Below are 22,008 nucleotides of genomic sequence, written 5' to 3'. Positions count from 1 at the left end.
TGTTCATCGCAACGCGGCGGAATGAAACACCAGCATTTTTTCGTTCTGCATCTCCCTGAAGGTATAGGGAATGCCGCCAACGCCGTAACCGGATTGCTTGAGGCCGGCGAACGGCATCCAGTCCACGCGAAACGCGGTGTGGTCGTTGAGCATCACGCTCGATGCTTGCAAATGATGGTATGCATACAGGGCTGTATCGATATCGCGCGTCATGACCGCCGCCTGAAAGGCGAACGGTGTGTCATTGGCTCGGCTGATTGCTTCGTCGAGGGTATCGTAGGGATAAATGCAGACCACAGGGCCGAAGATTTCCTCCCGGCTCACCCGGCTGGCCGTATCGGGATCGAACAACACTGTTGGCGGATAGAGGACTTCCGACATTCTCTTGCCACCGGTCAGGCAGTCGGCGCCCGCCTCCAGCGCTTGATTGACCCAGGCGTCGATGCGTTCGACCGCCTCGGGCCGAATCAACGGACCGACATCGGTGTCGGCATTAGCCGGGTCGCCGACCCGCAATTCGCCGGCGCCGTGCGCCAATCTTTCGGCCAGATCCCTGGCGATGGGGCGCTGAGCGAAAATCCGTTGCACCGAGACGCAGACTTGCCCGGCATGATAAAAAGCGCCCTTCAGCAACAACGGCAACATGGCGTCGAGGTCGGCGTCATCCGCGACGATGACCGGCGCCGCGCCGCCATGTTCCAACGCGCAACGTGTTCCCGGCGCCAACTTCGAGCGTAACCGCCAACCGACCTCGGCGCTGCCGATGAAACTGAGAAAGGCGACCCGGGAATCGGTCGCCAGGGCTTCGGCGACTGTCAAATTTTCGGTCACCAGCGGTTGGCACCAGGCTTCGGGTAAACCCGCTTCGCGCAGCAGATCGACCAGCAGAAAGGCGGACAGCGGGGTTTTTTCGGCCGGCTTGACGATGACCGGACAGCCGGCGGCAATCGCCGGACCGATTTGATGCACGATCAAATTGAGCGGATGATTGAACGCGCTGATCGCCACCACCGGACCGATCGGTTCGCGATGGGTGAATGCCAGGCGTCCGGCCGAGGCGGCGTTGAGCTGCATCGGTACTTCCCGACCGCTTTCCGAGCGCAGGCATTCCCGACAATTCTTGACGCCGTCGATCGCCCGCATGAGTTCGGCCTGGGTATCCCGGTAGGGCTTGCCGCCTTCGGCGACCGCTGCGGCAATCAACTGTTCGGCGCGTTGCTCCATCAACGTCGCCATCCGTTCCAGGATGGCGGCGCGCCGGGCGGCCGGCAACCACTGATTGCGTTTTTGATAAAGCGAGAAACTGGTGTTCAGCGCCTGTTCGACACCGGCCGAATCGACGCTGGCGACGGTTCCGACGACGTCGCCGCTGTACGGCGATTTGACTTCGAGGATGCCCGCTTGATCTGCGCCCGGCACTTTAACAGAAAAATGCATGAAAACCTCCCAATTCAAGACTGACTCAATAACTTGCCGAGTTTTTCGGTCAAGCGCATGTTTTCCGAATAATCCACCGGCACGTCGATGACGACGACGGTGTCGTCGGCGAACGCCTGTTTCAGCGTCGGCAGCAACTGGTCGGCCGCATTGACCCGATAGCCTTTAGCGCCGAAGGCCTCGGCGTATTTGACGAAATCCGGATTGTTGAACTCGATGAAACCGGTGCGGCCGAAACGGCGTTGCTGATGCCACTTGATCAGGCCGTATTCACCATCATTCCAGATCATGATCACGATCGGGATTTGATAACGCAGCGCGGTTTCGATTTCCTGCGAATTCATCATGAAACCGGCGTCACCGGTGATGGTCAACACCTTGCGCTCAGGATGCACCAATTTAGCGGCGATTGCGCCAGGCACACCGATGCCCATCGACGCAAATCCGTTGGAGATAATGCAGGTGTTCGGCGCCTCGCAGCGGAACAGGCGGGCAATCCACATCTTGTGGGCGCCGACATCGGAAATCAGAATATCCTCATCGTCCAACATCGCCCGGGTATCGGCGAGGATGCGTTGCGGCTTGAGCGGAAAGCCGGCGTCCTGCGCATAGGCATCCAGTTCGCTGACGATGGTCCGCTTCAAGTCGTCGCCGTTATGGTGGGATTTCGGCCGCACATACTCGGCGATATCGCGCAACGCCAGCGCAATGTCGCCGACCACGTCGGCGGAAACCCCATAATGGGCGTCGATCTCGGCGGGGGTGTTATGAATGTGGACGATTTTTTTATCGCGGCGGGGATGCCATAAATACGGATGATATTCCACCATGTCGAAGCCGATGCAAATCACCAGGTCGGCTTGCTCGAAGCCGCAGGCGACATAATCGTGCGCCTGCAGGCCGATCGTGCCGAGTGACAGAGCATGGGAAAAAGGAATGACGCCCTTGGCCATGAAGGTTTGTGAAACCGGAATATTCAGGCGCTCGGCGAATTGCATCAGGTCCTGACAAGCCCGATTGCGAATCACGCCATTGCCGGCCAGAATGATCGGCGCCTCGGCCTTGGAAATCAACTGCACGGCCTGTGTGATGCTGGCTTCGGTCGGCTTGGGCAGGAACGAGCGATTGACTGACAACGCCTCCTGAGCCTGATCGAGCGTTTGCCCGGCTATATTTTCCGGCAGACAAATAAAGGCGCCGCCGGGGTTATGTCCCTGCGCTTCCTGAAAAGCCTTACGGGTGATTTCCGGAATGTTTTCCGCTTCCATCGCCATTGCACTGTAATGGGATATCGGCTTGAACAGACTCACCAAATCGAGCACCTGATGGCTTTCCTTGTGCAAGCGGGTCGTCGCGCCCTGGCCTGCGATGGCGACGATCGGCGCCCGGTCCATGTTGGCGTCGGCGAAACCGGTGATCAGGTTGGTGGCGCCGGGACCGAGCGTCGCCAGGCAGACGCCGGCGTTGCCGGTCAGGCGGCCGTATACGTCGGCCATGAACGCCGCTCCTTGTTCGTGGCGCACCGTGATGAAGCGAATCTTGCTGTCCCTCAAGGCGTCCATCACATGCAAGTTTTCCTCGCCGGGAATGCCAAAGATATATTCAACGCCTTCGTTTTCCAAACATTTGACGAGTAATTCGGCGGCGGTCGACATGGTGGATCTCCTCTAAGGATATGGTCGTAAATAACTTCCAAGGTCCCTCCATCGTTCCCGCTCTGCGTGGGAATGAAGTCTGAACCGCTCTGCGGTTCGGGACGCTGGAGCGTCCCTAGCCGGGTTCCCACGCAGAGCACTCATCGTTATACACATCTTTATGTTATCCATGTCATTCCGGCAGGGATTGCCGGAATCCAGGCTACATGGATGTATTCGGGCTATCATCCTTGACCCTGGATACCCGCATCCCAGCGGGTATGACGAGACTTATGTATAACGATGAGCGCAGAGCATGGGAACCCTATCGGGAAGTTATTGTTAGCAAAAGTATTAGCATTGCAATTTGGATTGTTGAGCAAGCCGTTGGCTGTATAGGGAAGTCGCTCACAAGCATCATGAAAACTCCGCTTGCAAGGTTGCTCGTCCATGAGCGCCGGCTTCCCGCCATCCATTCAAGCATTACGGTTACCGCATCTCTGGCATTCGTTGAAAAACGAATGCCAGAGATGCCTCAATCAACCTATCTTGTCTATACGTCGCGCTAGTTCTCCAATACTTACACTGAGAAAAAGATTTATGCTCAAGTCCTGTTTTCAGCCAAGCCAGGATGCCAAGTCGTTACTCGATGTCTTGCGCCAGAATGATTTCAACCCGCCGGTTTTTCGCTCTGTTTGCGGCTGTATTATTCGGCGCTAGCGGTTGAGTATCGGCGTGTCCTTCAACCTCGACGCGGACCGGGTCGATGAGTGGATCCTGCAATAAGTGATGTGCGACAGTCACCGCCCGGGAAGCCGAGAGTTCCCAATTAGAGCGGTAGTAATCGGTTTCGATCGGTATGTCGTCGGTATGGCCGCCTACTAAAATCTTGCCGGACAGTCTCTTTATCGAAGCACTTATTTTTTTCATCACCGGAGAAAACCCCGCCTTCAATTCGGCGCTGCCGGAAGAAAACGAACCGGTTTCGTTGATGCGGATGATGATATCTAGATCACGAGTCTCGACTGTAACCAAGCCGGATTCGATTTCCTCGGCTAGCGCCTTGCGAATTTGCTCCGCCGCGTCCTCTATTTCCTGTCTTTTGGCTTCGACGATCAGTTTTTTCAGCTCGTCGACCTGCAAGCGCAAGTCTTTCAGTCTGGCGTCTCTGTCTTGCGGCGTTTCTGTATCGAGGTTTTGCGCGACGCTTTGCTTCACCTCCGCCAGCGGCGTCGGTTCCGTTACCGCCGGCGAAAAATGCTGAGCGATGATACTGGTCCCCATCGGCACTTCGGTGACCTTAACCACCTTTTGCACTCCGAATGCATCCTGGATCGATTGGGCCATTTCCTTGAAATGCTTGACATCCATCGACGAAAACGACAGCAATAAAACAAAAAAAGCCATTAACAACGTCACCATATCGGCAAACGTCGCCATCCAGGGTGGTGCGCCAGTCGGTGGACATTTTTTTTCCGCCATTTCTTACTCCTTTTGACTATTGATATTCTCGGCGTTTACCTGTCTTTTCCGGTCAGTACTTTTTTATACTCCTCGACCGCCATCCAACTAAAAAAAACAGCCATGAGAAGACTCAACAAGGGGCCAAAAAATGATTCCCATACGGTTGACAGCATCGCGATACGAGTATCGTTACGCCAATATCGCACAGTCACCCTATCGTCGGCTTCGGGGGCAAACAAATAACTATAAGGATGCCGGTTTTTGAATCGATGGCTTTTGCCCCGATGGTCGCTGAATCGAATCTCCAGATAAAAGTTATCCTGACCGGACCGATAAACACGATCCACCGTAACGACCCGGCCTTCGGTCTTGAGGCCGTCCATGGCAATGCGCAGACTGTTAAATAAATCGCTTCCGCTGGTGTAGAAAAGAAATCCGCTCAAGGCGGTAAAAGCGCAGGCATAGACGAACGCTTTCAGCCGTATTGTCATGATATTTGTAAACTTATCTTCTGCGCCAGCGATGATAACGGGCTACCCAGCGCAACAAACCTTCCGGCGCATGCGCTTTCTTCCAAACGCCGGCCGCGTATTTGTTGGCCTCGGCCAGGGTCGGATAGATATGTATCGTCCCCAACACCTTGTTCAGGCCAATACCGTGTTTCATTGCCAGCACGAATTCGGCGATCAAATCGCCGGCGTGTTCTCCGACGATGGTGACCCCTAGAATCTTGTCCTTGCCAGGCTTGGTCAATATCTTCACGAAACCGTGCGCCTCGCCGTCGGCGATCGCCCGGTCCAGATCGTCGATGCCGTAGGACACGACTTCATAGGCAATGCCTTGCTGCTTGGCGTCCTGTTCGTTAAGCCCGACACGCGCGACTTCCGGATCGGTGAAAGTCGACCACGGAATCACCGAATAATCGGTGCGGAATTTCTTGAAGCGGCCGAACAGGGCGTTGACCGCGGCATACCAGGCCTGATGGGCGGCGGTATGGGTGAATTGATATGGCCCTGCAACATCGCCGACCGCATAGATATTGGGATAATTGGTGCGTTGGAACGGGTCGGTGGCGATGGTCTTACGTGGCGACAACGCTATTCCCAGTTCCTCGATGCCATAGCCGGTCACATTGGGTGCGCGCCCTATCGCGACCAAGACCTGGTCGAACGGGATCTTGACCGTTTGTTCTTCGTGTTCAGCCAGCAGGATTTTTTCACCGTTTTCTATGATGAACGCCTTGGCCGTGTGTTCCACCCGCACATCGACGCCTTCCTTGCTGAATCGCTTCATGACCGCCTCGGATACTTCGGGGTCTTCGCGGCCCATGATGCGCGGCGCCATTTCCACTTGAGTGACGCGACTGCCCAAACGGGCGAAACTTTGCGTCAACTCGCTGCCGATCGGTCCGCCGCCCAGGACCAACAGGCGCTTTGGGAGCTCGCGCAGATTCCAGACATTATCCGAAGTCAGGTAGTCAATTTTATCGAGCCCCGGAATTGGCGGCACGAACGGGCGTGCCCCGGCGGCGATGACGATGGCCCGGGTGGTCAGGGTCTTCACGCCCTGCGCCGTGGTGACCTTCACTTCCCAGGGAGACAGAATTTTAGCCTCGCCGGTCACGACCTCGACGCCGAGTTCGCTATAACGCTCGATCGAATCATGCGGTTCGACGGTTTTAATAACAGTCTGCACCCGCTCCATCACAGCGGCGAAATCGACATCGGCCTGGGCCTGCTTGATGCCGAATTCCTCATGGCGTTTGAGATGCGACAGCCACTTGGCCGAACGGATCAGCGCTTTGGACGGCACGCAGCCGGTGTTCAGGCAATCGCCCCCCATCTTGTGTTTTTCGATCAGCGTCACCTTGGCCTTGACCGCCGCGGCGATATAGGCGGTCACCAAACCGCCGGAACCGGCGCCGATGACGATCAGGTTGTTGTCGTAAGCTTTGGGTTTGCGCCATCCCCGATAGACTTTCAGACGGCGCGCCGCCTCGACGATTTTTTTCGCCAATAACGGAAACAACCCCAACAGCACGAAAGAGCCCAACAAGGCCGGCGACAGAATGTCGGACAGCGAATCGATCTGCGCCAGTTGCGTGCCGGCATTGACGTAAACGACCGTACCCGCCAACATACCGACCTGGCTGACCCAATAAAAGGTCCAGGTGCGAATCGCCGTCAATCCCATCGCCAGATTGATCACGAAAAACGGAAACAGCGGCACCAATCGCAAGGTGAATAAATAAAAGGCGCCGTCACGGGCGACGCCTTCGTCGATCGCTTGCAATCGTTTTTCGAAGCGCGCCCTGACGGCGTCCCGAAACACGAAGCGCGCGGCCAGGAACGCCAGTGTCGCGCCGATGGTCGAGGCGAAGGAGACGATCAAGGTTCCCCACAGCAGACCGAATACGGCGCCGCCGGCCAGCGTCAATACCGCCGCGCCGGGCAGCGATAGACCGGTAACGGCGATATAGAGTAGAGCGTAGATTGCAATAGCTAAGACCTTATTTGCGCTACGAAAGGATTCGATATCGGCCTGTCGGGCCTTTAACGTATCCAGGGTTAGATACTGTTGCAGGTCGAAGGCGAAAAAAGCCGCGACGGCGCCCGCGATCAACAATAACAACAGCCATTTTGACAGTTTCATTGCCCACCCTCCTTCGATAAGGCTAAATCCATGTCGGTAAAAGTTGATCGGGGCCGAAACGGCTCCCTACCCTGGCTAGTTGCTAACATCATAGTCACTCCAATTAAATCGATTGTCGATGCCTGTTGGTCGCTGAATCGAGACAATACTTACAGGCCGTAGCCCGGATGCAGCGCAGCGGAATCCGGGGATGTTCGTATCTCCGACGCCTCGCATTCCATAGGGCTATCTGCGGGCTGCGGACTGGCGACCTAGCGAAAGCACGATACACAAGTTACCGGACCGATAGTTGTCAATTAACGCCGCTGGCGAAAACCTTGATTCGCTCGAACGACAAATGATCGCCACTGTCCTTACCGTGATAAATTTCTACGATCATTCCCTGTTCATCGACCAGAATATCGGCTGGCATCGTCGTCATTTCGCCTTTAATGGAAGAAGGGAAATAGCCTTTGACGAACATGGCATTCAATAACATCGGCATCCTGAACAACATTGCCTTCAGTGTTCCCGTCAACGACCGTCGAATGGCGAATTTATCGTAATATTTCGAATACTCGTCCGCCAGTATCGGGAAGGGCGTCGACTGCTTGCCGGCCTGTTTTTGCAAGTTGCTCAGCGGCGAATCGAACACGGCAATGACGGTGAAATCATCGCTTAACTCTTGCCAACGGCTGATCAGTTCATGAATCCTCAATTGGCAAAACGGGCAAGCGGCAAAGCGCATGAATGACAGCAGATAACGTTTGCCTTGGATTTGTTTTAGATTGAAACGGCTACCGTCGATGGCAGGCAGGCTGAGTTCGGTAATTAAATGGCCAATTTGATAAGATTTGCTTTGTTCTTGCTTCGATGTCTTTGTTGAGACGTGCATGGCGAGTCCTTTGCTTTGTAAGCTTAACGTTTCACTGTCATAAAATTATCTTCATCGCGCATCAAATAAAGCATCAAGCAACCGGCCAACATCGGCCAGGCGGCAAAAAACAATAAATTCGGGCCTTCGAACGGCGCCAGATATTGCCGGAACGATGATAGGGTCGAAACGGCGTGGAAAAGCAATACGGCGCCATAGCAAAAACGTTTATAAAGGCCGAGCAAGAACCCTAGTAAAATAATCAGTTCGGCAGCGCCGATCAGCGCTATGACCGTATCGTTAAATCCACCCAGCCAATAGAATTTCTGGTAGACCTTAGCCGCATGTTCGGGGTTGATGAACTTGTCCAAAGTCCACATCAACATCACGACAAAGATGCTGACACGCATGAAAAACAATGACCATTGCAAACGAGCCTGAGCATTCATAGCCCCGCCATCCGTTCGGCCAGAGCCCTCAGCAGGGCGATATAGATTTGATGGCAAAAATCGCGCGCTTCCTCGGAGGTCGACTCCCATCTGGAGCTCCATTCGACGAAAGTCGAACCCGACAGGGTTATCGGTTTGAGCTGGATCTGACCAACATAATTCTGCACTTCGTCGGACGATACCGGCGACGGTCCGTCGTCGATGGAATAACGGATGCGATAATCGTCATTATTGCATTCGAGCAGCGTTTCGTGGAAAACATCATTCAGGACGCGCTTGGCGCCGACTTCGGTCCCGCCTGAAACGCCAACAGCGACGCAGGATTGAATGACATTATCGGCCCAGGACATATCGTGAAAATCCTTCAGGGTATCCCAAACTTGTTCGATAGGCGCCTCGACGACGATGGATTGATAACATTGCGGCATAGTGTCCTCCCTAAAATTGAAGATGCAGTTTTATTGAATGATTGTTCAACAATCAAAATCAGCATAGCTTTTATTGAACAATTGTTCAATAATTAAGTTTTAAACGACGAGATATTAGTATGGCCAGACCCATTGCATTCGACCGCGACCACGTTCTGCAACAGGCGATCGATGTCTTTTGGCTAAGAGGTTATACGGCAACCTCGATCAAAAACCTGGTAAATGCCACCGGCCTCCAGCCTGGCAGTCTGTACGTACGCCGCTTTTGGCGACAAGCGGGGGCTTTTTTTGGCGTCGCTGGATGCTTATTTCGCTAATTTGAAAAAATCCCTGTTCAACGTGTTACACAGCGATGATGATCCGCTGCAGCGTTTGCGCGCGTTTTTCGAACAGCTGGTGCAAGAATCCTGCAACGATCCCGATCGCAAAGGCTGTTTATTGATCAACACGTTGTCGGAAATACCCGTGCAGGATGCTGAAATCAATGCCCGATTGCAACGCATGTTTACCGAGGTACGACGGGAACTACAGCAAGTGTTATCCGAAGCGCAACGGCAAGGCCGGCTCGCCTCCAAGCAAAATCCTGAAGCATTGGCCCAATTCTTGGTGACGGGGATTTTCGGTTTACGTCTGTTTAATAAAATGCAACCCGACCGCTTAGATTTACAAATTATCGTCGATCAATTGCTGAGTGTGATCGATCCCGACAGTCGCCACCGCCCGTCCCCTTTTCAACATCCTTGATTTCATCCACGGAAAATTGATCGCAACGTGCGGAGAAACTCCATGTAAGGTTCGCCGCAATCATCCGACACCATATAGGTGTGAACACCAATATCTTTCAACCCGATCCAAGCCGATGGACAACATGCGGTCGTAACTGTTGTTGTCCAGCCTGGGTGCGCTGCTGGCAACACCACTGGGTATCGCCTCGGCGTTGTTCAGCCGTTACTATGCCCGTCCTTGGTTGGCCGCCGCCTACCGCCGTTTGATCGAGTTGTTGGCCGGTATCCCTTCGGTGGTTTACGGCTTTTGGGGGCTGACGACCCTGGCGCCGCTGATCGGCCGCCTGCAGCCGCCGGGCGTCAGTCTGTTATCGGCGATTTTGATATTAGCCTTGATGATAACCGTGGCGCTGACCGCCAACATCGCCCTGGAAATGGCGTATGCGATGGGCGAGCATCGCTCCGCTTCCGTTATCGATCCGCCGCAACATCGAGTTGCCGCTGCGCGAACACGGCCTGCGCAGGCAAGCCGATCTGAACCGGCGGGTTGAGGAGGTACTCCGGGACGTCGGCTTGTGGGAGGAAGTCAAAGACAGGCTGGACTCGCCGGCGCAGGCCTTATCCGGCGGCCAGCAACAGCGCCTCTACATTGCCCGGGCGTTGGCGTTGAGACCGAAGGCGTTATTGATGGACGAACCCTGCAGCGCGCTGGACCCGATTTCCTCCGGGGTCGTGGAGGATTTGATTCTGCGCCTCAGCGGGCGCTACACCATCGTGATCGTCACCCATAATCTGGCACAGGGCCCGCCGCATCGCCAATTATGCCGGGCTATTCTGGCTTAAAGACCAGGCCGGTTGCCTGATCGAATTCGGCCGCTGCCAACAGGTTTTCGAAGCCCCGGCGCACGAACTGACCGCGGCTTATGTTAACGGCAATCGAGGATGAATATTCGATCCATGAGCGAAAAGATTCGGCCTCAACGATTGAAAAATCGTCGGCAAAAATATATCTCTCACTTTCAAATTTATTTTGTAAGGTTTAAGAAGTCTTTCCGACTTAACAGTGCAAGTTTTTGAACCGATCCGGATAATTTAACGGGTCGATTTTCTTGCAATTCAACCAAAATTCGGAGACAAACATGAAAAAAAATAAATTGATTGCTTCATTGAGCGGCGTTGCTGCGATTTCGTTATTGAGCGGCCACGCAGTACAGGCTGATGAAAATCCATTCGCGATGCAGAAAATCGACCATTCCATGCAACTGGCGGAAGCGGGTTCTAAGGGCCGCGAAGGTAAATGCGGCGAAGGTAAATGTGGAGCAGGCAAAATGAAGGAAGGCGGTTGCAGCGGCAGCATGGAAAAGATGAAAGAAGGCAAATGCAGCGAAGGTAAATGCGGGGCCGGCAAGATGAAGGAAGGCGGTTGCAGCGGCAGCATGACTGCGCCTGACTCCGAGCAATAACAGAAAGGTCCCGTCATGAGCAAGCTCAACCTGGACGGGGCCGGACTTGGCCTTCGGCGGGAACTGATGTTTCCGTTGATGGCCGAGCCTTCGCCCGTGATCGATTTTTTTGAAATCTCGCCTGAAAACTATCTCGATTTGGGCGGAAAAAGAGCCCGTGATTTTCGCTGGTTCAGCGAACGCTATCCGATGGTCGCCCATGGTCTGTCATTGAACATTGGCGGTCCCGACCCATTGGATGAGGCGTTTTTAATACGCCTTAAACGTTTTATGGATGAACATCAGATTCGTCTCTATACAGAACATCTCAGCTATTGCGCAGCCGAAGGACATTTGTACGACTTGCTGCCGATTCCTTTTACCGAAGAAGCCGTGCATTATGTAGCGGAACGTGTACGCCGCACACAGGACATACTAGAGCGCCCCATCGCTCTGGAAAATGCTTCTTACTATGTTCAAGCGCCAATTTCCGAGATGGATGAATTGAGTTTTATTCGCGCCGTACTCGACGAAGCCGATTGTTGGCTTCACCTGGACGTTAACAATATCTATGTCAATAGCGTCAATCATGGTTATGACGCGGCTATGTTCTTGTCGGGCTTGCCGGGGGAGCGAATTGTCTACGGCCATGTCGCCGGACACGACCGCGATTCAACCGACCTGATCATCGACACCCACGGACAGGACGTGATCAATCCAGTTTGGCGTTTATTGGAATTGGCTTACGACAATTTCGGCCTATTCCCGACACTCTTGGAAAGGGACTTCAATATTCCGCCATTGAATGATTTAGTGAATGAAGTCGGGCGCATTAGTAACCTGCAAAACCGATGGCTACTAACAAAGCTGGCAAAAAGCGCCTAGGACGAAACCATGACCGCAACGAAAAAGATATCAACAAACCAAGCGCAGCCCTCCCACTTTCAGGCTTATCAATGGCAATTCGCCAATTATTTGCGGGATCCGTTGAGAAATGAACCCTTTCCAGCGACATTGCCGGTGGGAATCGGTGTTTACGCCACATTACTGCACAACAAAATCGACGGCAGCTTACGGCATTGTTTCCCTATTACTCATGATTTGTTGGGTCCATCGCTATGGCGCCAATTGGTAGAGGCTTTTATTCGCAGCCACCGTTGCCAATCGCCTTTATACCGGGAAATTCCGGATGAATTCGTCGACTTTCTGGTAAACGGAAAGGCCGAACCGGAACTTCCCGAATTTATTATCGAATTGGCGCATTACGAATGGATGGAATTGCTCTTGGAAACGACGCCTGAAGATCAGATGCCGCCCCTTATCGCGATGACCGATCCACTGGAGCAGGTCCCCATTCTCAACCCGGTCTTGCATCTACTGTATTACCATTATCCGGTGCATCGCATCAATGCCATCACGTCGCCTTGGTCTTCGTGGCAACGCCAGCGAAAGCCGTATCCTCGCGAAACCGTTATCCTGATCGGCCTGAGAGACCCGGAGTTAAATCCTCAGTTTATCGAGGTCAATGCCGCTACCGCTCGCTTGATCGAACTGCTTAAACAACAAATATTGTCCGGTCGAAAAGCCCTTACTTTGCTGCAGAACGATATTAATCAGCATGACCGGGACAGCCTGTTGACTCATGGCGCCGACACACTGAAACGACTGCATAACCAAAACATCATTGTAGGAGCCCTCAATGTCTGACAAATACACTAAAACCTTATCCACTCGACAAAATACAGTTTCTTTAGCTGAATTTTGCGGTGCCATCAAAAAGAACCCGCTCATCGCTTTCTATAGTCGGGTAACCGCTTGGTTGGAGCGGCATGCCGATCAATTACCGCCTTTATTGTTGCGGCTCATCCTGGCTTATGAATTCTGGGAGGCTGGAATGATGAAGCTGAACGGCGAAAACTGGTTCGCCCAATTGAACTTCCCTTTTCCGTTCGGTTTGTTGTCTACCGATGCACTCTGGTTCATGGGAACCTGGCTGGAACTAATCGGCGCGATAGCTTTGCTGCTAGGCTTGGGGACGCGAATCATCACCTTATCGCTGATGGTTTTAACCATCGTAGCGATCGAGACCGTACATTGGCCGGCCGAATGGAGTTCACTGTCCGAACTGTGGCGTGGCTACGCGATCTCCAGCAAAGGTTTCGGTAACTATAAACTTCCGCTGCTCTATCTAATCATGTTTTTACCGTTGTTGTTCAGAGGCGCTGGACGCTGGAGTCTGGACCATGTATTTCGGCGTCTATAAGATTTTAGGGGGAAGTCCAAGGCACGAAAACACTCGTTTACGTCTATGTTAAGGCGTATATTATTCAGCGTATTTTATCAGAGGGAGTAAATTATTGATTTATCGGGCTGTCTGCAACAGGACGTTGCAGCCAGAGCTTACATGGCAGCAATTCCCACTTTGGCGTTCAAAAAGGGCATGGGGTGTGTTTGGCGAGGATGTCGGCAGCAAGGATGCTGCCGTCAAGCCCCCAGGGATGGGTTTACGGCGCTCCTCGACAGACACACCCCATGCCCTAAACACCGCAAAAATACTCAAACTGATGGGAATTGCTGCTTACATGGATGTATTCACCCAGCACCTAAATTAACGAAGATTATTAATCATAGCCAATAACCTAGGGTATTTAGGTGCTGGGTGAACGCGTCCCGAGAAATCAATGGTCTACTCCCTAAACCCTGAAAGATACTGAATAGTTACAATTTCATTTTAGATCAGCTGAACATCAGGTCCGACCCCAAGCTGCCGTTCGCCTATGGCAATCAACTATGTCGGCACTACATCAATGAGCTGTCATTAAGTTTGGATAGTGAGAGGCAACTTTTAGCTATCCTGAGAGACTTTCGGTGTATAGAATTTTGAATAAGTGTAAGCGTCAGTAACCTGACATCATGAAATTGTCGCTTTCAAATTCACAGCAAGCACGATTATTGAACAAAATTCAGTTCTTTTTGCAGGGATTTGAAATCCAAAATGAGTATGGTTTTACCTTGTACCGAAATTAACTCCTTGCGACTGAGTTGTTGCAGGATGCGGGAAAATGTCTCTGGTCTTACCGAGAGTCGTGAAGCCAATACTTGTTTTGGAGTTTCCAAATCTAGGCTGTACTGATTGCCGATGCCCTCTGGCGCCGCTTGTAACAAGAGTTGAATCACGCGCATGCTGGCATTTTGCAGGGTCAGTTGTTCAATGTCTTGAATCGCCGCATGCAGTCGTTTGCTCATACCTCCCAACATTCTCAAACAGAGTTCGTTTGACTCTTGCAGCAGGCTCAAAAACTGCTTCATATCGATTCGCCACAGTTGACTGTTTAATACGGCTTTGGCGCTGACCGGGTAACTGTTGATTTTAAAAAACATCACGGCCTCGGCAAAGCTTTGCCCCGGTTGAATTATCTCTATCACCTTTTCCTCGCCCATCGGCGATAGCCGGTACAGTTGAATTTGTCCGTCATCGAGCAAGTAAAAATATCGAGCTACATCGCCAAAATGAAATACGTGCTCGTTTTCTGTCAGTTCAAGCCTTTGAACACCTGACAGAATTTGAATGAATTGATCGTCATCCAGAATACTGAACAAATAATGCTTACCTAACTGTTGCTTGATCCTATTTGGCATAAAAACCCACTTGATTTAAGTCAAGGACACTTTAACGGTAGGCACATTATTCTTGCAACCACTTTAAACATTTATTCCAGCACCAGGAGACACTATGTTCTGTTATCAATGCGAACAAACCACTCGTTCTGAGAACGGTAACGGCTGCCATGAGGTCAAAGGCGTTTGCGGTAAGGATGAAACAACTGCCGATCTGCAGGACTTGATGATTTACGGCCTGCAAGGAATCGCCCAGTTTGCGAAGCGTATGAGACAAGCCGGCCAGCCTCAAACCAAAGCCGATGAATTTATTCTGTATGGCTTGTTTACAACACTGACCAACGTCAATTTCAACGCAAATCGCTTCGTGCAATTGATCAAGGAAACCGCTCAATGGCGCGATCAACTCAAGACGCAATACGCATCAATTAACCCGACTGATTGCGCGTCGCTTGAATCGGTATCCGAACAGGCGAAATGGCAACCGGCAGCCAATATGCCCGGCCTGTTAGCGCAAGCCAGACTGGCCGCAATCAATTTAGACGTCCAATCATTGGGCGAGGATGTCGTCGGTCTGCGTGCCATGCTGTTATACGGTATCAAAGGCGCAGCGGCTTATGCCTACCATGCCTTGATGCTCGGTTATCGAGATGATGCCATCTATGCCGGTTTTGAAGATGCCTTGGATTTTATCGCGTCACATCCAAGCAATGCGGATGACTTACTGACTTGGTGTCTGCGCATAGGCGAGTTGAATTATAAAGTTATGGAAATGTTGGATGCCGCCAATACCGGAAAATTCGGCGCTCAGGAAATCAGTACGGTCAATCTGGGTACAGTTAAGGGCAAGTCCATTTTGGTTAGCGGTCACGATATGCACGATTTGGCACAGTTGCTGGAACAAACCAAAGATACCGGTATCAATGTCTACACCCACGGCGAAATGTTGCCGGCCCATGCCTATCCAAAATTGAAAGCCTATCCGCATCTGGTCGGCAATTACGGCACGGCCTGGCAGAATCAACAGCACGAATTCGCCCAGTTTCCCGGCCCAATCGTGATGACTTCCAATTGTCTGATTGAACCCGATAGCGCTTATCGGCACCGCATTTTTACCGCCGGTCCAGTCGGTTGGCAGGGGCTGAGACATATCGCTAATGGCGATTTTTCCCCGGTCATCGAAGCGGCTCAAGCCTTGCCGGGTTTTACGGATGACACGGTTGGCCAACAGATTACCATTGGCTTTGGCCGCGATACCGTGATGAGCGTGGCGGATAAAGTCATCGATGCCGTTAAAACGGGCGCTATCAAACATTTCTTCTTGGTTGGCGGCTGCGACGGAGCTGCACCAGGGCGTAATTATTTCACGGATGTCGCGGAACAAGCTCCCGACAATACGGTGGTCATGACGCTCGGTTGCGGCAAGTATCGCTTCAATACCCATGAATTTGGTGATATTGGCGGCATCCCCCGTCTGTTGGATATGGGCCAGTGCAATGATGCCTATTCTGCTATCCAGGTGGCGGGGGCTTTGGCTAAAGCCTTCGATTGCGGCGTCAATGACTTGCCGCTATCGCTGATGATTTCCTGGTTTGAACAGAAAGCCGTTGCGGTATTGCTGACCTTGTTGTCGTTAGGTATTCGTGGCATTCGTTTGGGACCCACCTTGCCCGCGTTTTTGACGCCGGCATTATTGGCCAAACTCGGCGAAGCGTTCGATCTAAAGGCAACCGCTAACGCCGCGGAAGATATTCAGGATGCCATGCGCGCAGCCACCTAATTCAAGGACGTCACTATGTCAGAACATCAAATTAAAGTAACGACGCGGGATGGACATGAATTAAGCTTTGGTTGTAGCGACGATTGCGACGTAGTGAGTGCTGCCGAACAAGTAGAGATCAAGTTGCCGTCCCTGTGCCGGGACGGTGGCTGTGGCGCCTGTGTCGGTCACTGCGATAGTGGACAATACGTTTTGGGCCAATTCAACAATACCGTGTTGTCCAATGAGGCAGTAGCTAAAGGTGAGGTACTGTTATGCCGAACTTATCCGAAACAGGATTTGCATATCAGTGCGCCTTACGATTACGCTCATATCCGTTTTGGCAAACAAAACATGCGACAGGCGACGATCATCCATTTGGAAAAGATCGCCGAACGCACGGTGCGGTTAAAGTTGCAACTGATTGAGGATGAAGCCGGCTTGGCCGTGGAATTCGAGCCGGGCCAGTGCATGGAGCTGGAAATCCCCGGCACGGACATTCGCAGGGCTTATTCCCTGGCTAATACCGGTAATTGGCATGGCGAATTGGAGTTTTTGATTCGGCTGCAACCGGAAGGCAAATTTTCCGACTACCTCAACCAACAAGCTCAACCGGGACAGATACTCAACGTGTACGGCCCCAATGGCGCCTTTGGTTTGCAAGCCGATAGTTTTAGCCCAGCCATTTTTATCGCAGGCGGTACCGGCCTGGCACCTTTCCTTTCTATCCTGCGGCGTATGGCGGAATGGGGCGAGGACAGAGCTATTCATCTACTATTCGGTGTCAACCAGGAAAACGAATTGTTTTGCACCGAGGAACTGGAAAAACTACAGCAACAATTACCCAGTCTGACCGTGACCCTTTGCGTATGGAAACCGGCAGAGGCCTGGAGCAACGGCTTCCGCGGCACGCCTGCCGATGCCTTACAACAGTCTTTATCTGATAAGCCCGACGGTTATGACCTCTATTTATGCGGTCCACCACTAATGATCTCGGCGGCTAGACAGGTCGCGATCTCACAGGGAATCGATGAACAGAAAATTTATTCTGAAAAATTTGGATAAAAAATCATACCCTTTCCATCAAAAGCCGACAGACCTAAACGTTTTTGACTGTTTGGCTTTTGTTTTTCTTTGGGGGAATTTTATCACTGCTCTATCGACTATGACTTGACAGTAATTTTTTGTTTCTGCGTAAATGACTCAAAATCAGCAGTTACCTGACGCTCAGTTATCGAAATATTTGACTCTGTTAATGACTCTTGATGGCCGAAACCTGATGTTCAACCGATTGTTAATAAATGATTTCTCAGTGGCTGCTTTAGAGTAATTTCATACACTCGTAACTATCTAATGCTTTGGTTCAAATATTTTCCATGATCCGAATTGGTTAAGTTATTTGAAATGCTCGCGAGAGTCTTATGACAGCAATTCCCAATTTAAAACCTTACGTTTTCCTGGGTATTAGATTTTCACCATATAGCATGAACCGCATCAGATGCTGCCAATTATCAAAAGGCATGAACTGAAGCAAGGTTCGGAATTGTTCGAAGAAAGTGCGCCTGGAGGGCGCCGCATGGCGGACGGCCCGGTAAGCCTCGTCCAACCATTCAAGCGCGGTATGAGCGAGGAAAGCCAATAAGTTGAGGGTCGCCAAGAAGTTGGACAAATGCTGCTTGCCGTGGGCAAAGTTATGCTCGAAATGATAGCCGTGATTCTTGAGGACATTGTTGTTTTCGTTCTCTATTTTCCAGCGGGCGCGGCCTGCAGCGACCATGTCGATCACATTGTGTTCGTCGAGGGTGTGTGATGTCGCCCAGGCATTACGGTAGACCACTTCTTGTTTGGCATTGAGGATCGTCACTTCGCACCAATTGACCATTAACGCATCGTCGCTGTTGCGGAGCGGGACTTGATTGAGATAACGGTAGCGTTCGGTCAGGCGTTGTTTGCCGTTCCAACGGCTTTTTTCGAGCGTTTGGACCTCGCCGGTCCGGGTAAAATCGTCGAGCCATTCGTACAATAACGCATGGGAATCAGGCTTGCAGACGAACAGAAAATCCAGGTGCTGCGCACGCACGGCCTCACAAAACGGCTGGTGACAATACAAATCATCGCCCAGCACGGTGATGCCTCGAGGAGCGTAATGAGCACCCCACGTGGTGAGCCAGCGCTTGGCCGCCGCCAATTCGCAGTCTTGTTTGTCGACGCCGTCTTGGACGCGAACAAATTCCGGCGGCAAAGGCACCACGCGGCTTTGCCCGGGGGCGACAATCACCGGTGTCACGACGGTGTGACGGTATAAGGTTTGGCCGTTTTTCAGCGTTTGTTGAGTACAGCACGGACAGGAAATCTTTTCCGAGCTGAAGGAATCGGTGCCGTCCATCGCCACCAACAAGGTGCCGCCAACACTCATGAACGGCTTCAGACAACCCTGCGTGTAAAGCTGGTCACCCACCTCGGCCAACACCGGATAGAGTGTTTCCGGTGCAATCGGATCCAGCAGGTTGCCGATTTGGCTAGGGGCTGTTGCCGTTTCACATAGGTAACCATAAAAAAGCGCAAGCCAAGGCCACAGAAGCTTCAAAATTTCGTTTGAGCTTGTCATATCGTGTAGCAATAGCTCTGAAATGTTTCAGTCTTGCAAACACATTTTCAACGAGGTGACGATATTTGTAGAGACACCAATCCATATCATCATTCCCTACGTTTGAATTCTTTTTTCTTGGAATGACAGGAACAGTTCCTTTGTCTTGAATCTGAACACGTAGTGGTTCACTGTCATAGCCTTTGTCAGCAACGATATAGTCAGCTTTAGGCAGTTCAGCGACCAAGGTTGGCGCTTCTTTACAATCATGAACTTCGCCACCCGTCACTGTAAAGTGGATGGGAAGACCACAGGCATCAACAGCCATATGAATTTTGGTTGTATTACCCGCAACAGATTTACCAATCGCCGATTCTTGCCCATAGGCCGCACCGCTACTATGCTGATGAGCTTTCACAATACTTCCATCAATAAATTCCCATTCCAAGTCAGGCTCAACTATCAGTTCGTTAAAAATACCCATCAGTTTTTCTTTACGAGACCATTCATTGAAGCGTTTATAAACAGCATTCCAGTTACCAAAGGCACTGGGTAGATCTCGCCAGGGACAACCTACGCGCAAACGATAAAAAATCCCTTCGGTTGTTTGCCGAAGAAAGGGTTTGTCATATATCCCCATTTTCAACATAATCATCTTCAATTTTCCCCAGTGTTCATCCGTAAACATTTGTCGCGGCATAGTTTGCTTGTTTTTGGCTCAAAATAAACAAGTTATGAGGCGGAATTATTGAAATTCAAGGGTAAGTTACAAAACGGCAACAGCCCCTAGTCGAAGGAATTTGATGGACACCAAAAATTGATTGCGCATTGTTTCGATTGTGAAGCTTTTGCATTCGCTGCTGATAGTCCAGAAAAGACGGGCTTTGCGTAAAGAAGACCGAGAAGGCGCTCAGGGCGGCATCTTCCACCGCATATTTCCGATTGTTGCCGGGTTTGCGGTGGTCAGGCAGGTTTTCGAAGGTAGTGCGAATCTGGTTAATTATTTCCAAGTCCATTTGAATTGACCTATGGGATTATGGGGGGTGATTTACAGGTTTAAAATTGCCACTATTTTACCAGGGTTTTAAATTGGGAATTGCTGGTCTTATGATGATTTTTTCAACTCCGAAACTTTATATGTTAAATTATAATCGCCGTCGTCATACAGAGCAGCCACGTTCTCAATGGACAGTCGCCTACACTGCTCATGCGTTCAGGAACGAAAGATGGATTTCGCTGCCATAACGGTGAATAATATCCTGTTTAACCGCGCGATAGGCTTTGGCATTGCGCTTACGGGTTGATTTTTCAACCGCACGCCGAGCTAATTCATCTGAAATTACATCCATGAAAAGCTCGGCCAGCAGTAACCTGGCCGCATCGCGAAAATATCCGCGGCCATCGACATACAGCTGCACTGTCGGCGCTGAGGTGTTGATGATGATTTTTCGTTCCTCAGGACTGTATACCGCTCTCTCCAACGCATTATCGAGCCGCCGAAACTCATAGCCGACGAACATATCGGCGCCGTGATCTCGCGGTTTTTTTCGTTTTGCATCATGAGCGGAATAGCCATGGCGGCGGCCGGATGCCTCTTCGGCGATAACGATCTCGCACCAGGCCGAATAGTTCCCGATGCGCGCACTGATTTCACCATGATCTCCTACTACATCACCCACGATTGACCATTCTAGCCGCTGCAGGCCGCTGTACTTTTCGATCGGTACTGTTGTCGGCGCGGGCTCTATACGCATCGAATCGGACAAGTGATAGTCGAGGCTCAGAAATTCGTTATCGGGAAACTGATTGTGATCGACTAGCAAAGCGACATGAAAAAGGTAATTAACCTTGCGATAATAGAAAGGCGTGGTAAAACGCAGAGCTGCCGGTAATTCTGTCTGCTCGAATGCGTCGGTTTCCATTTCCGGCATAGGCGGCAGTACGATGCCCAAGTCTTGAATCGCCGCCCGGCTCATGCGCTGGAGCAGATGCTCGATCATATGGCTGGTCCGTCCAGACGTGGTTGCGCGCTGCAAATGCTTCAGTTTTTCTTGCTCCGCCAACACATATGGCGCGATCATTCTGCTGACGGCCTCGGAAAAAGCCCTGACGAAGGCATTCTTAGTATTCAATCCCTCTCTTTCGTCGCTAATTATCGCCATGCCCTGGCCTAATTTATCGGTCAACGCTTGGCAACGCACCGTGCCAAAAAGATACTCGGTTCCCACCTGGCTTTCATATTCAAACAGTTGACAGTCGAGGACCGCGGAGTCTGAGAGGACGAGCAAGCCATTGGTCCGCTCATCGCCTTTCAGTATTAATTCCTCATCCTGGGCGCGTTTCAAGGTCAGGGTAAACGGATAGCTCTCTCGTTGATAGACAAAGTTACCGGATTGATCTGGTCCTAGCAGTGTTATAGCAGCCGGTTCACGATACCGCACAGGTCCGCGCCGTTCCGTTTCTTTGCCTCGTTGGATATTCAGCAGTTCTACATTGCGTCGCGACAGCACATCGCGCAGATAGATATTATTGGCTACCGTCTGCACAACGGTGCGGTAATGGGAGATATTGACGTAGCTGTTTTCAATGACGATCGTCACTTGGGTGCCGCTGCCGACTATGCCCATACGGCGATAGTCTTCCTTTTCCGCCGATCGGTCACCTCCCGAATCGTCATATAAATAGCCGCCATTCTCGCTGCGGAATAATTCAATATGGGAATATCGTCCGTTGTGTATGGACTCGATCCAACCGTGACCGAGTCCAAAAATGGCCTGCTTCAGCCCACGACCGAAATATCCGCGCCCGCCACCTTCTCCCCGCGCCAAAGGGCTGTGGGCGCCTCCATAGGCCAAAATCGAGCAGATCCGCTTGAATGACATCCCTTCCGCCTGGTCGCTGACTACCAGCACCCCCCCCGGCCTTATGACGTTGATATTCGATGAGTATGCGGCCAGTCA

22 protein-coding genes and 1 pseudogene are annotated in these 22,008 nt (G+C 51.7%); 10 read left to right on the top strand and 13 right to left on the bottom strand.

The window, feature by feature from the left end; all coding sequences use genetic code 11:
• Window positions 1-3: 3 nt before the first annotated feature.
• From Q9L42_RS13355 to Q9L42_RS13320, 8 genes are all read right to left on the bottom strand, one after another.
• Window positions 4-1,437 carry an aldehyde dehydrogenase family protein gene (locus Q9L42_RS13355; protein ID WP_305907895.1) on the bottom strand — a complete coding sequence of 478 codons (1,434 nt, stop codon included), beginning with the start codon at window positions 1,435-1,437 and terminating at the stop codon, window positions 4-6.
• 14 nt (window positions 1,438-1,451) lie between these two features.
• On the bottom strand, window positions 1,452-3,092 hold the full coding sequence (locus tag Q9L42_RS13350; protein ID WP_305907896.1) for an acetolactate synthase large subunit: 1,641 nt from the start codon (window positions 3,090-3,092) through the stop codon (window positions 1,452-1,454).
• Window positions 3,093-3,713: 621 nt separating this feature from the next.
• Window positions 3,714-4,553 carry a type VI secretion system protein TssL, long form gene (gene tssL, locus Q9L42_RS13345; protein WP_349431230.1) on the bottom strand — a complete coding sequence of 280 codons (840 nt, stop codon included), beginning with the start codon at window positions 4,551-4,553 and terminating at the stop codon, window positions 3,714-3,716.
• Window positions 4,554-4,588: 35 nt separating this feature from the next.
• Entirely contained in the window at window positions 4,589-5,026 is a 438-nt protein-coding gene (locus tag Q9L42_RS13340) for a DUF3592 domain-containing protein (RefSeq protein WP_349431229.1), read from the bottom strand.
• A 13-nt stretch (window positions 5,027-5,039) separates the two neighbouring features.
• Window positions 5,040-7,187 carry a dihydrolipoyl dehydrogenase gene (gene lpdA / locus Q9L42_RS13335; protein WP_349431228.1) on the bottom strand — a complete coding sequence of 716 codons (2,148 nt, stop codon included), beginning with the start codon at window positions 7,185-7,187 and terminating at the stop codon, window positions 5,040-5,042.
• Between the two features lie 292 nt (window positions 7,188-7,479).
• Window positions 7,480-8,061, bottom strand: coding sequence for a redoxin domain-containing protein (locus Q9L42_RS13330; protein WP_305907899.1), 582 nt, complete (start codon window positions 8,059-8,061; stop codon window positions 7,480-7,482).
• Window positions 8,062-8,084: 23 nt separating this feature from the next.
• Window positions 8,085-8,489 carry a hypothetical protein gene (locus tag Q9L42_RS13325; protein ID WP_305907900.1) on the bottom strand — a complete coding sequence of 135 codons (405 nt, stop codon included), beginning with the start codon at window positions 8,487-8,489 and terminating at the stop codon, window positions 8,085-8,087.
• Window positions 8,486-8,917: an SRPBCC family protein gene (locus Q9L42_RS13320; RefSeq protein ID WP_305907901.1), complete on the bottom strand. Its 432-nt coding sequence runs from the start codon at window positions 8,915-8,917 to the stop codon at window positions 8,486-8,488. Before Q9L42_RS13320 ends, Q9L42_RS13325 begins: the two co-directional genes overlap by 4 nt.
• Before the next feature lie 119 nt (window positions 8,918-9,036).
• Here Q9L42_RS13320 and Q9L42_RS21480 point away from each other — a divergent pair, with 119 nt between their 5' ends.
• The 8 genes from Q9L42_RS21480 (at window position 9,037) to Q9L42_RS13285 (ending at window position 13,347) form a co-directional block, all read left to right on the top strand.
• Window positions 9,037-9,234 (top strand): TetR family transcriptional regulator, encoded by a 198-nt coding sequence (locus Q9L42_RS21480; protein WP_432648842.1) that lies wholly within the window; start codon window positions 9,037-9,039, stop codon window positions 9,232-9,234.
• Entirely contained in the window at window positions 9,140-9,661 is a 522-nt protein-coding gene (locus Q9L42_RS13315; RefSeq protein ID WP_349431227.1) for a TetR family transcriptional regulator C-terminal domain-containing protein, read from the top strand. Before Q9L42_RS21480 ends, Q9L42_RS13315 begins: the two co-directional genes overlap by 95 nt.
• A gap of 139 nt (window positions 9,662-9,800) precedes the next feature.
• Entirely contained in the window at window positions 9,801-10,193 is a 393-nt protein-coding gene (locus Q9L42_RS13310) for a hypothetical protein (RefSeq protein WP_305907903.1), read from the top strand.
• Complete coding sequence (locus Q9L42_RS13305; RefSeq protein ID WP_349431226.1) at window positions 10,084-10,485, top strand: phosphate ABC transporter ATP-binding protein; 402 nt, start codon at window positions 10,084-10,086, stop codon at window positions 10,483-10,485. Before Q9L42_RS13310 ends, Q9L42_RS13305 begins: the two co-directional genes overlap by 110 nt.
• 296 nt (window positions 10,486-10,781) lie before the next feature.
• Window positions 10,782-11,105 carry an HvfA family oxazolone/thioamide-modified RiPP metallophore gene (locus Q9L42_RS13300; RefSeq protein WP_349431225.1) on the top strand — a complete coding sequence of 108 codons (324 nt, stop codon included), beginning with the start codon at window positions 10,782-10,784 and terminating at the stop codon, window positions 11,103-11,105.
• A gap of 15 nt (window positions 11,106-11,120) precedes the next feature.
• Window positions 11,121-11,969 carry an HvfB family MNIO-type RiPP peptide maturase gene (locus tag Q9L42_RS13295; protein ID WP_349431224.1) on the top strand — a complete coding sequence of 283 codons (849 nt, stop codon included), beginning with the start codon at window positions 11,121-11,123 and terminating at the stop codon, window positions 11,967-11,969.
• A gap of 9 nt (window positions 11,970-11,978) precedes the next feature.
• Window positions 11,979-12,791, top strand: coding sequence for an HvfC family RiPP maturation protein (locus Q9L42_RS13290; protein WP_305907905.1), 813 nt, complete (start codon window positions 11,979-11,981; stop codon window positions 12,789-12,791).
• Window positions 12,784-13,347: an HvfX family Cu-binding RiPP maturation protein gene (locus Q9L42_RS13285; protein ID WP_305907906.1), complete on the top strand. Its 564-nt coding sequence runs from the start codon at window positions 12,784-12,786 to the stop codon at window positions 13,345-13,347. The genes Q9L42_RS13290 and Q9L42_RS13285 overlap by 8 nt, the downstream gene beginning before the upstream one ends.
• A 686-nt stretch (window positions 13,348-14,033) precedes the next feature.
• On the opposite strand, the gene Q9L42_RS13280 is transcribed toward Q9L42_RS13285, so the two are convergent.
• Window positions 14,034-14,723 (bottom strand): Crp/Fnr family transcriptional regulator, encoded by a 690-nt coding sequence (locus Q9L42_RS13280; RefSeq protein WP_305907907.1) that lies wholly within the window; start codon window positions 14,721-14,723, stop codon window positions 14,034-14,036.
• Window positions 14,724-14,817: 94 nt separating this feature from the next.
• Between Q9L42_RS13280 and hcp the strand changes: the two genes are divergently transcribed.
• Entirely contained in the window at window positions 14,818-16,482 is a 1,665-nt protein-coding gene (gene hcp / locus Q9L42_RS13275) for a hydroxylamine reductase (protein WP_305907908.1), read from the top strand.
• Between the two features lie 15 nt (window positions 16,483-16,497).
• Window positions 16,498-17,526 (top strand): FAD-binding oxidoreductase, encoded by a 1,029-nt coding sequence (locus Q9L42_RS13270; RefSeq protein WP_305907909.1) that lies wholly within the window; start codon window positions 16,498-16,500, stop codon window positions 17,524-17,526.
• 382 nt (window positions 17,527-17,908) lie between these two features.
• Here the strand turns inward: Q9L42_RS13270 and Q9L42_RS13265 are convergent, their stop codons facing one another.
• The 4 genes and pseudogenes from Q9L42_RS13265 to Q9L42_RS13250 form a co-directional block, all read right to left on the bottom strand.
• Window positions 17,909-19,048, bottom strand: a complete 1,140-nt coding sequence (locus Q9L42_RS13265; RefSeq protein WP_305907910.1) for a transposase — start codon at window positions 19,046-19,048, stop codon at window positions 17,909-17,911.
• Window positions 18,999-19,748, bottom strand: a complete 750-nt coding sequence (locus tag Q9L42_RS13260; RefSeq protein WP_305906342.1) for an IS5 family transposase — start codon at window positions 19,746-19,748, stop codon at window positions 18,999-19,001. The genes Q9L42_RS13265 and Q9L42_RS13260 overlap by 50 nt, the downstream gene beginning before the upstream one ends.
• Window positions 19,749-19,842: 94 nt before the next feature.
• Window positions 19,843-20,064 (bottom strand): annotated as a pseudogene (locus Q9L42_RS13255) (ISNCY family transposase); the annotation flags it as partial.
• A gap of 189 nt (window positions 20,065-20,253) precedes the next feature.
• A complete protein-coding gene (locus Q9L42_RS13250) occupies window positions 20,254-21,930 on the bottom strand; it encodes an ATP-binding protein (RefSeq protein WP_349431223.1) in 1,677 nt (558 codons plus the stop codon).
• Window positions 21,931-22,008: the final 78 nt, after the last annotated feature.

This window comes from Methylomarinum sp. Ch1-1 (assembly GCF_030717995.2).
GTDB lineage: Bacteria > Pseudomonadota > Gammaproteobacteria > Methylococcales > Methylomonadaceae > Methylomarinum > Methylomarinum roseum.
Note: the sequence above shows the minus strand (reverse complement) of the source record. Positions and strands in the feature narration are given on the sequence as shown.

What these genes read in the sequence shown, in the direction of transcription:
- Q9L42_RS21480 (WP_432648842.1), top strand. Translation starts at nt 9,037, where the DNA reads ATGGCCAGACCCATTGCATTCGACCGCGACCACGTTCTGCAACAGGCG.
- Q9L42_RS13350 (WP_305907896.1), bottom strand. Translation starts at nt 3,092, where the DNA reads ATGTCGACCGCCGCCGAATTACTCGTCAAATGTTTGGAAAACGAAGGC.
- Q9L42_RS13295 (WP_349431224.1), top strand. Translation starts at nt 11,121, where the DNA reads ATGAGCAAGCTCAACCTGGACGGGGCCGGACTTGGCCTTCGGCGGGAA.
- Q9L42_RS13325 (WP_305907900.1), bottom strand. Translation starts at nt 8,489, where the DNA reads ATGAATGCTCAGGCTCGTTTGCAATGGTCATTGTTTTTCATGCGTGTC.
- Q9L42_RS13290 (WP_305907905.1), top strand. Translation starts at nt 11,979, where the DNA reads ATGACCGCAACGAAAAAGATATCAACAAACCAAGCGCAGCCCTCCCAC.
- tssL (WP_349431230.1), bottom strand. Translation starts at nt 4,553, where the DNA reads ATGGCGGAAAAAAAATGTCCACCGACTGGCGCACCACCCTGGATGGCG.
- Q9L42_RS13320 (WP_305907901.1), bottom strand. Translation starts at nt 8,917, where the DNA reads ATGCCGCAATGTTATCAATCCATCGTCGTCGAGGCGCCTATCGAACAA.
- Q9L42_RS13355 (WP_305907895.1), bottom strand. Translation starts at nt 1,437, where the DNA reads ATGCATTTTTCTGTTAAAGTGCCGGGCGCAGATCAAGCGGGCATCCTC.
- Q9L42_RS13315 (WP_349431227.1), top strand. Translation starts at nt 9,140, where the DNA reads ATGCCACCGGCCTCCAGCCTGGCAGTCTGTACGTACGCCGCTTTTGGC.
- Q9L42_RS13285 (WP_305907906.1), top strand. Translation starts at nt 12,784, where the DNA reads ATGTCTGACAAATACACTAAAACCTTATCCACTCGACAAAATACAGTT.
- Q9L42_RS13340 (WP_349431229.1), bottom strand. Translation starts at nt 5,026, where the DNA reads ATGACAATACGGCTGAAAGCGTTCGTCTATGCCTGCGCTTTTACCGCC.
- Q9L42_RS13300 (WP_349431225.1), top strand. Translation starts at nt 10,782, where the DNA reads ATGAAAAAAAATAAATTGATTGCTTCATTGAGCGGCGTTGCTGCGATT.
- lpdA (WP_349431228.1), bottom strand. Translation starts at nt 7,187, where the DNA reads ATGAAACTGTCAAAATGGCTGTTGTTATTGTTGATCGCGGGCGCCGTC.
- hcp (WP_305907908.1), top strand. Translation starts at nt 14,818, where the DNA reads ATGTTCTGTTATCAATGCGAACAAACCACTCGTTCTGAGAACGGTAAC.
- Q9L42_RS13250 (WP_349431223.1), bottom strand. Translation starts at nt 21,930, where the DNA reads ATGTCATTCAAGCGGATCTGCTCGATTTTGGCCTATGGAGGCGCCCAC.
- Q9L42_RS13305 (WP_349431226.1), top strand. Translation starts at nt 10,084, where the DNA reads ATGCGATGGGCGAGCATCGCTCCGCTTCCGTTATCGATCCGCCGCAAC.
- Q9L42_RS13330 (WP_305907899.1), bottom strand. Translation starts at nt 8,061, where the DNA reads ATGCACGTCTCAACAAAGACATCGAAGCAAGAACAAAGCAAATCTTAT.
- Q9L42_RS13280 (WP_305907907.1), bottom strand. Translation starts at nt 14,723, where the DNA reads ATGCCAAATAGGATCAAGCAACAGTTAGGTAAGCATTATTTGTTCAGT.
- Q9L42_RS13260 (WP_305906342.1), bottom strand. Translation starts at nt 19,748, where the DNA reads ATGCCGCGACAAATGTTTACGGATGAACACTGGGGAAAATTGAAGATG.
- Q9L42_RS13270 (WP_305907909.1), top strand. Translation starts at nt 16,498, where the DNA reads ATGTCAGAACATCAAATTAAAGTAACGACGCGGGATGGACATGAATTA.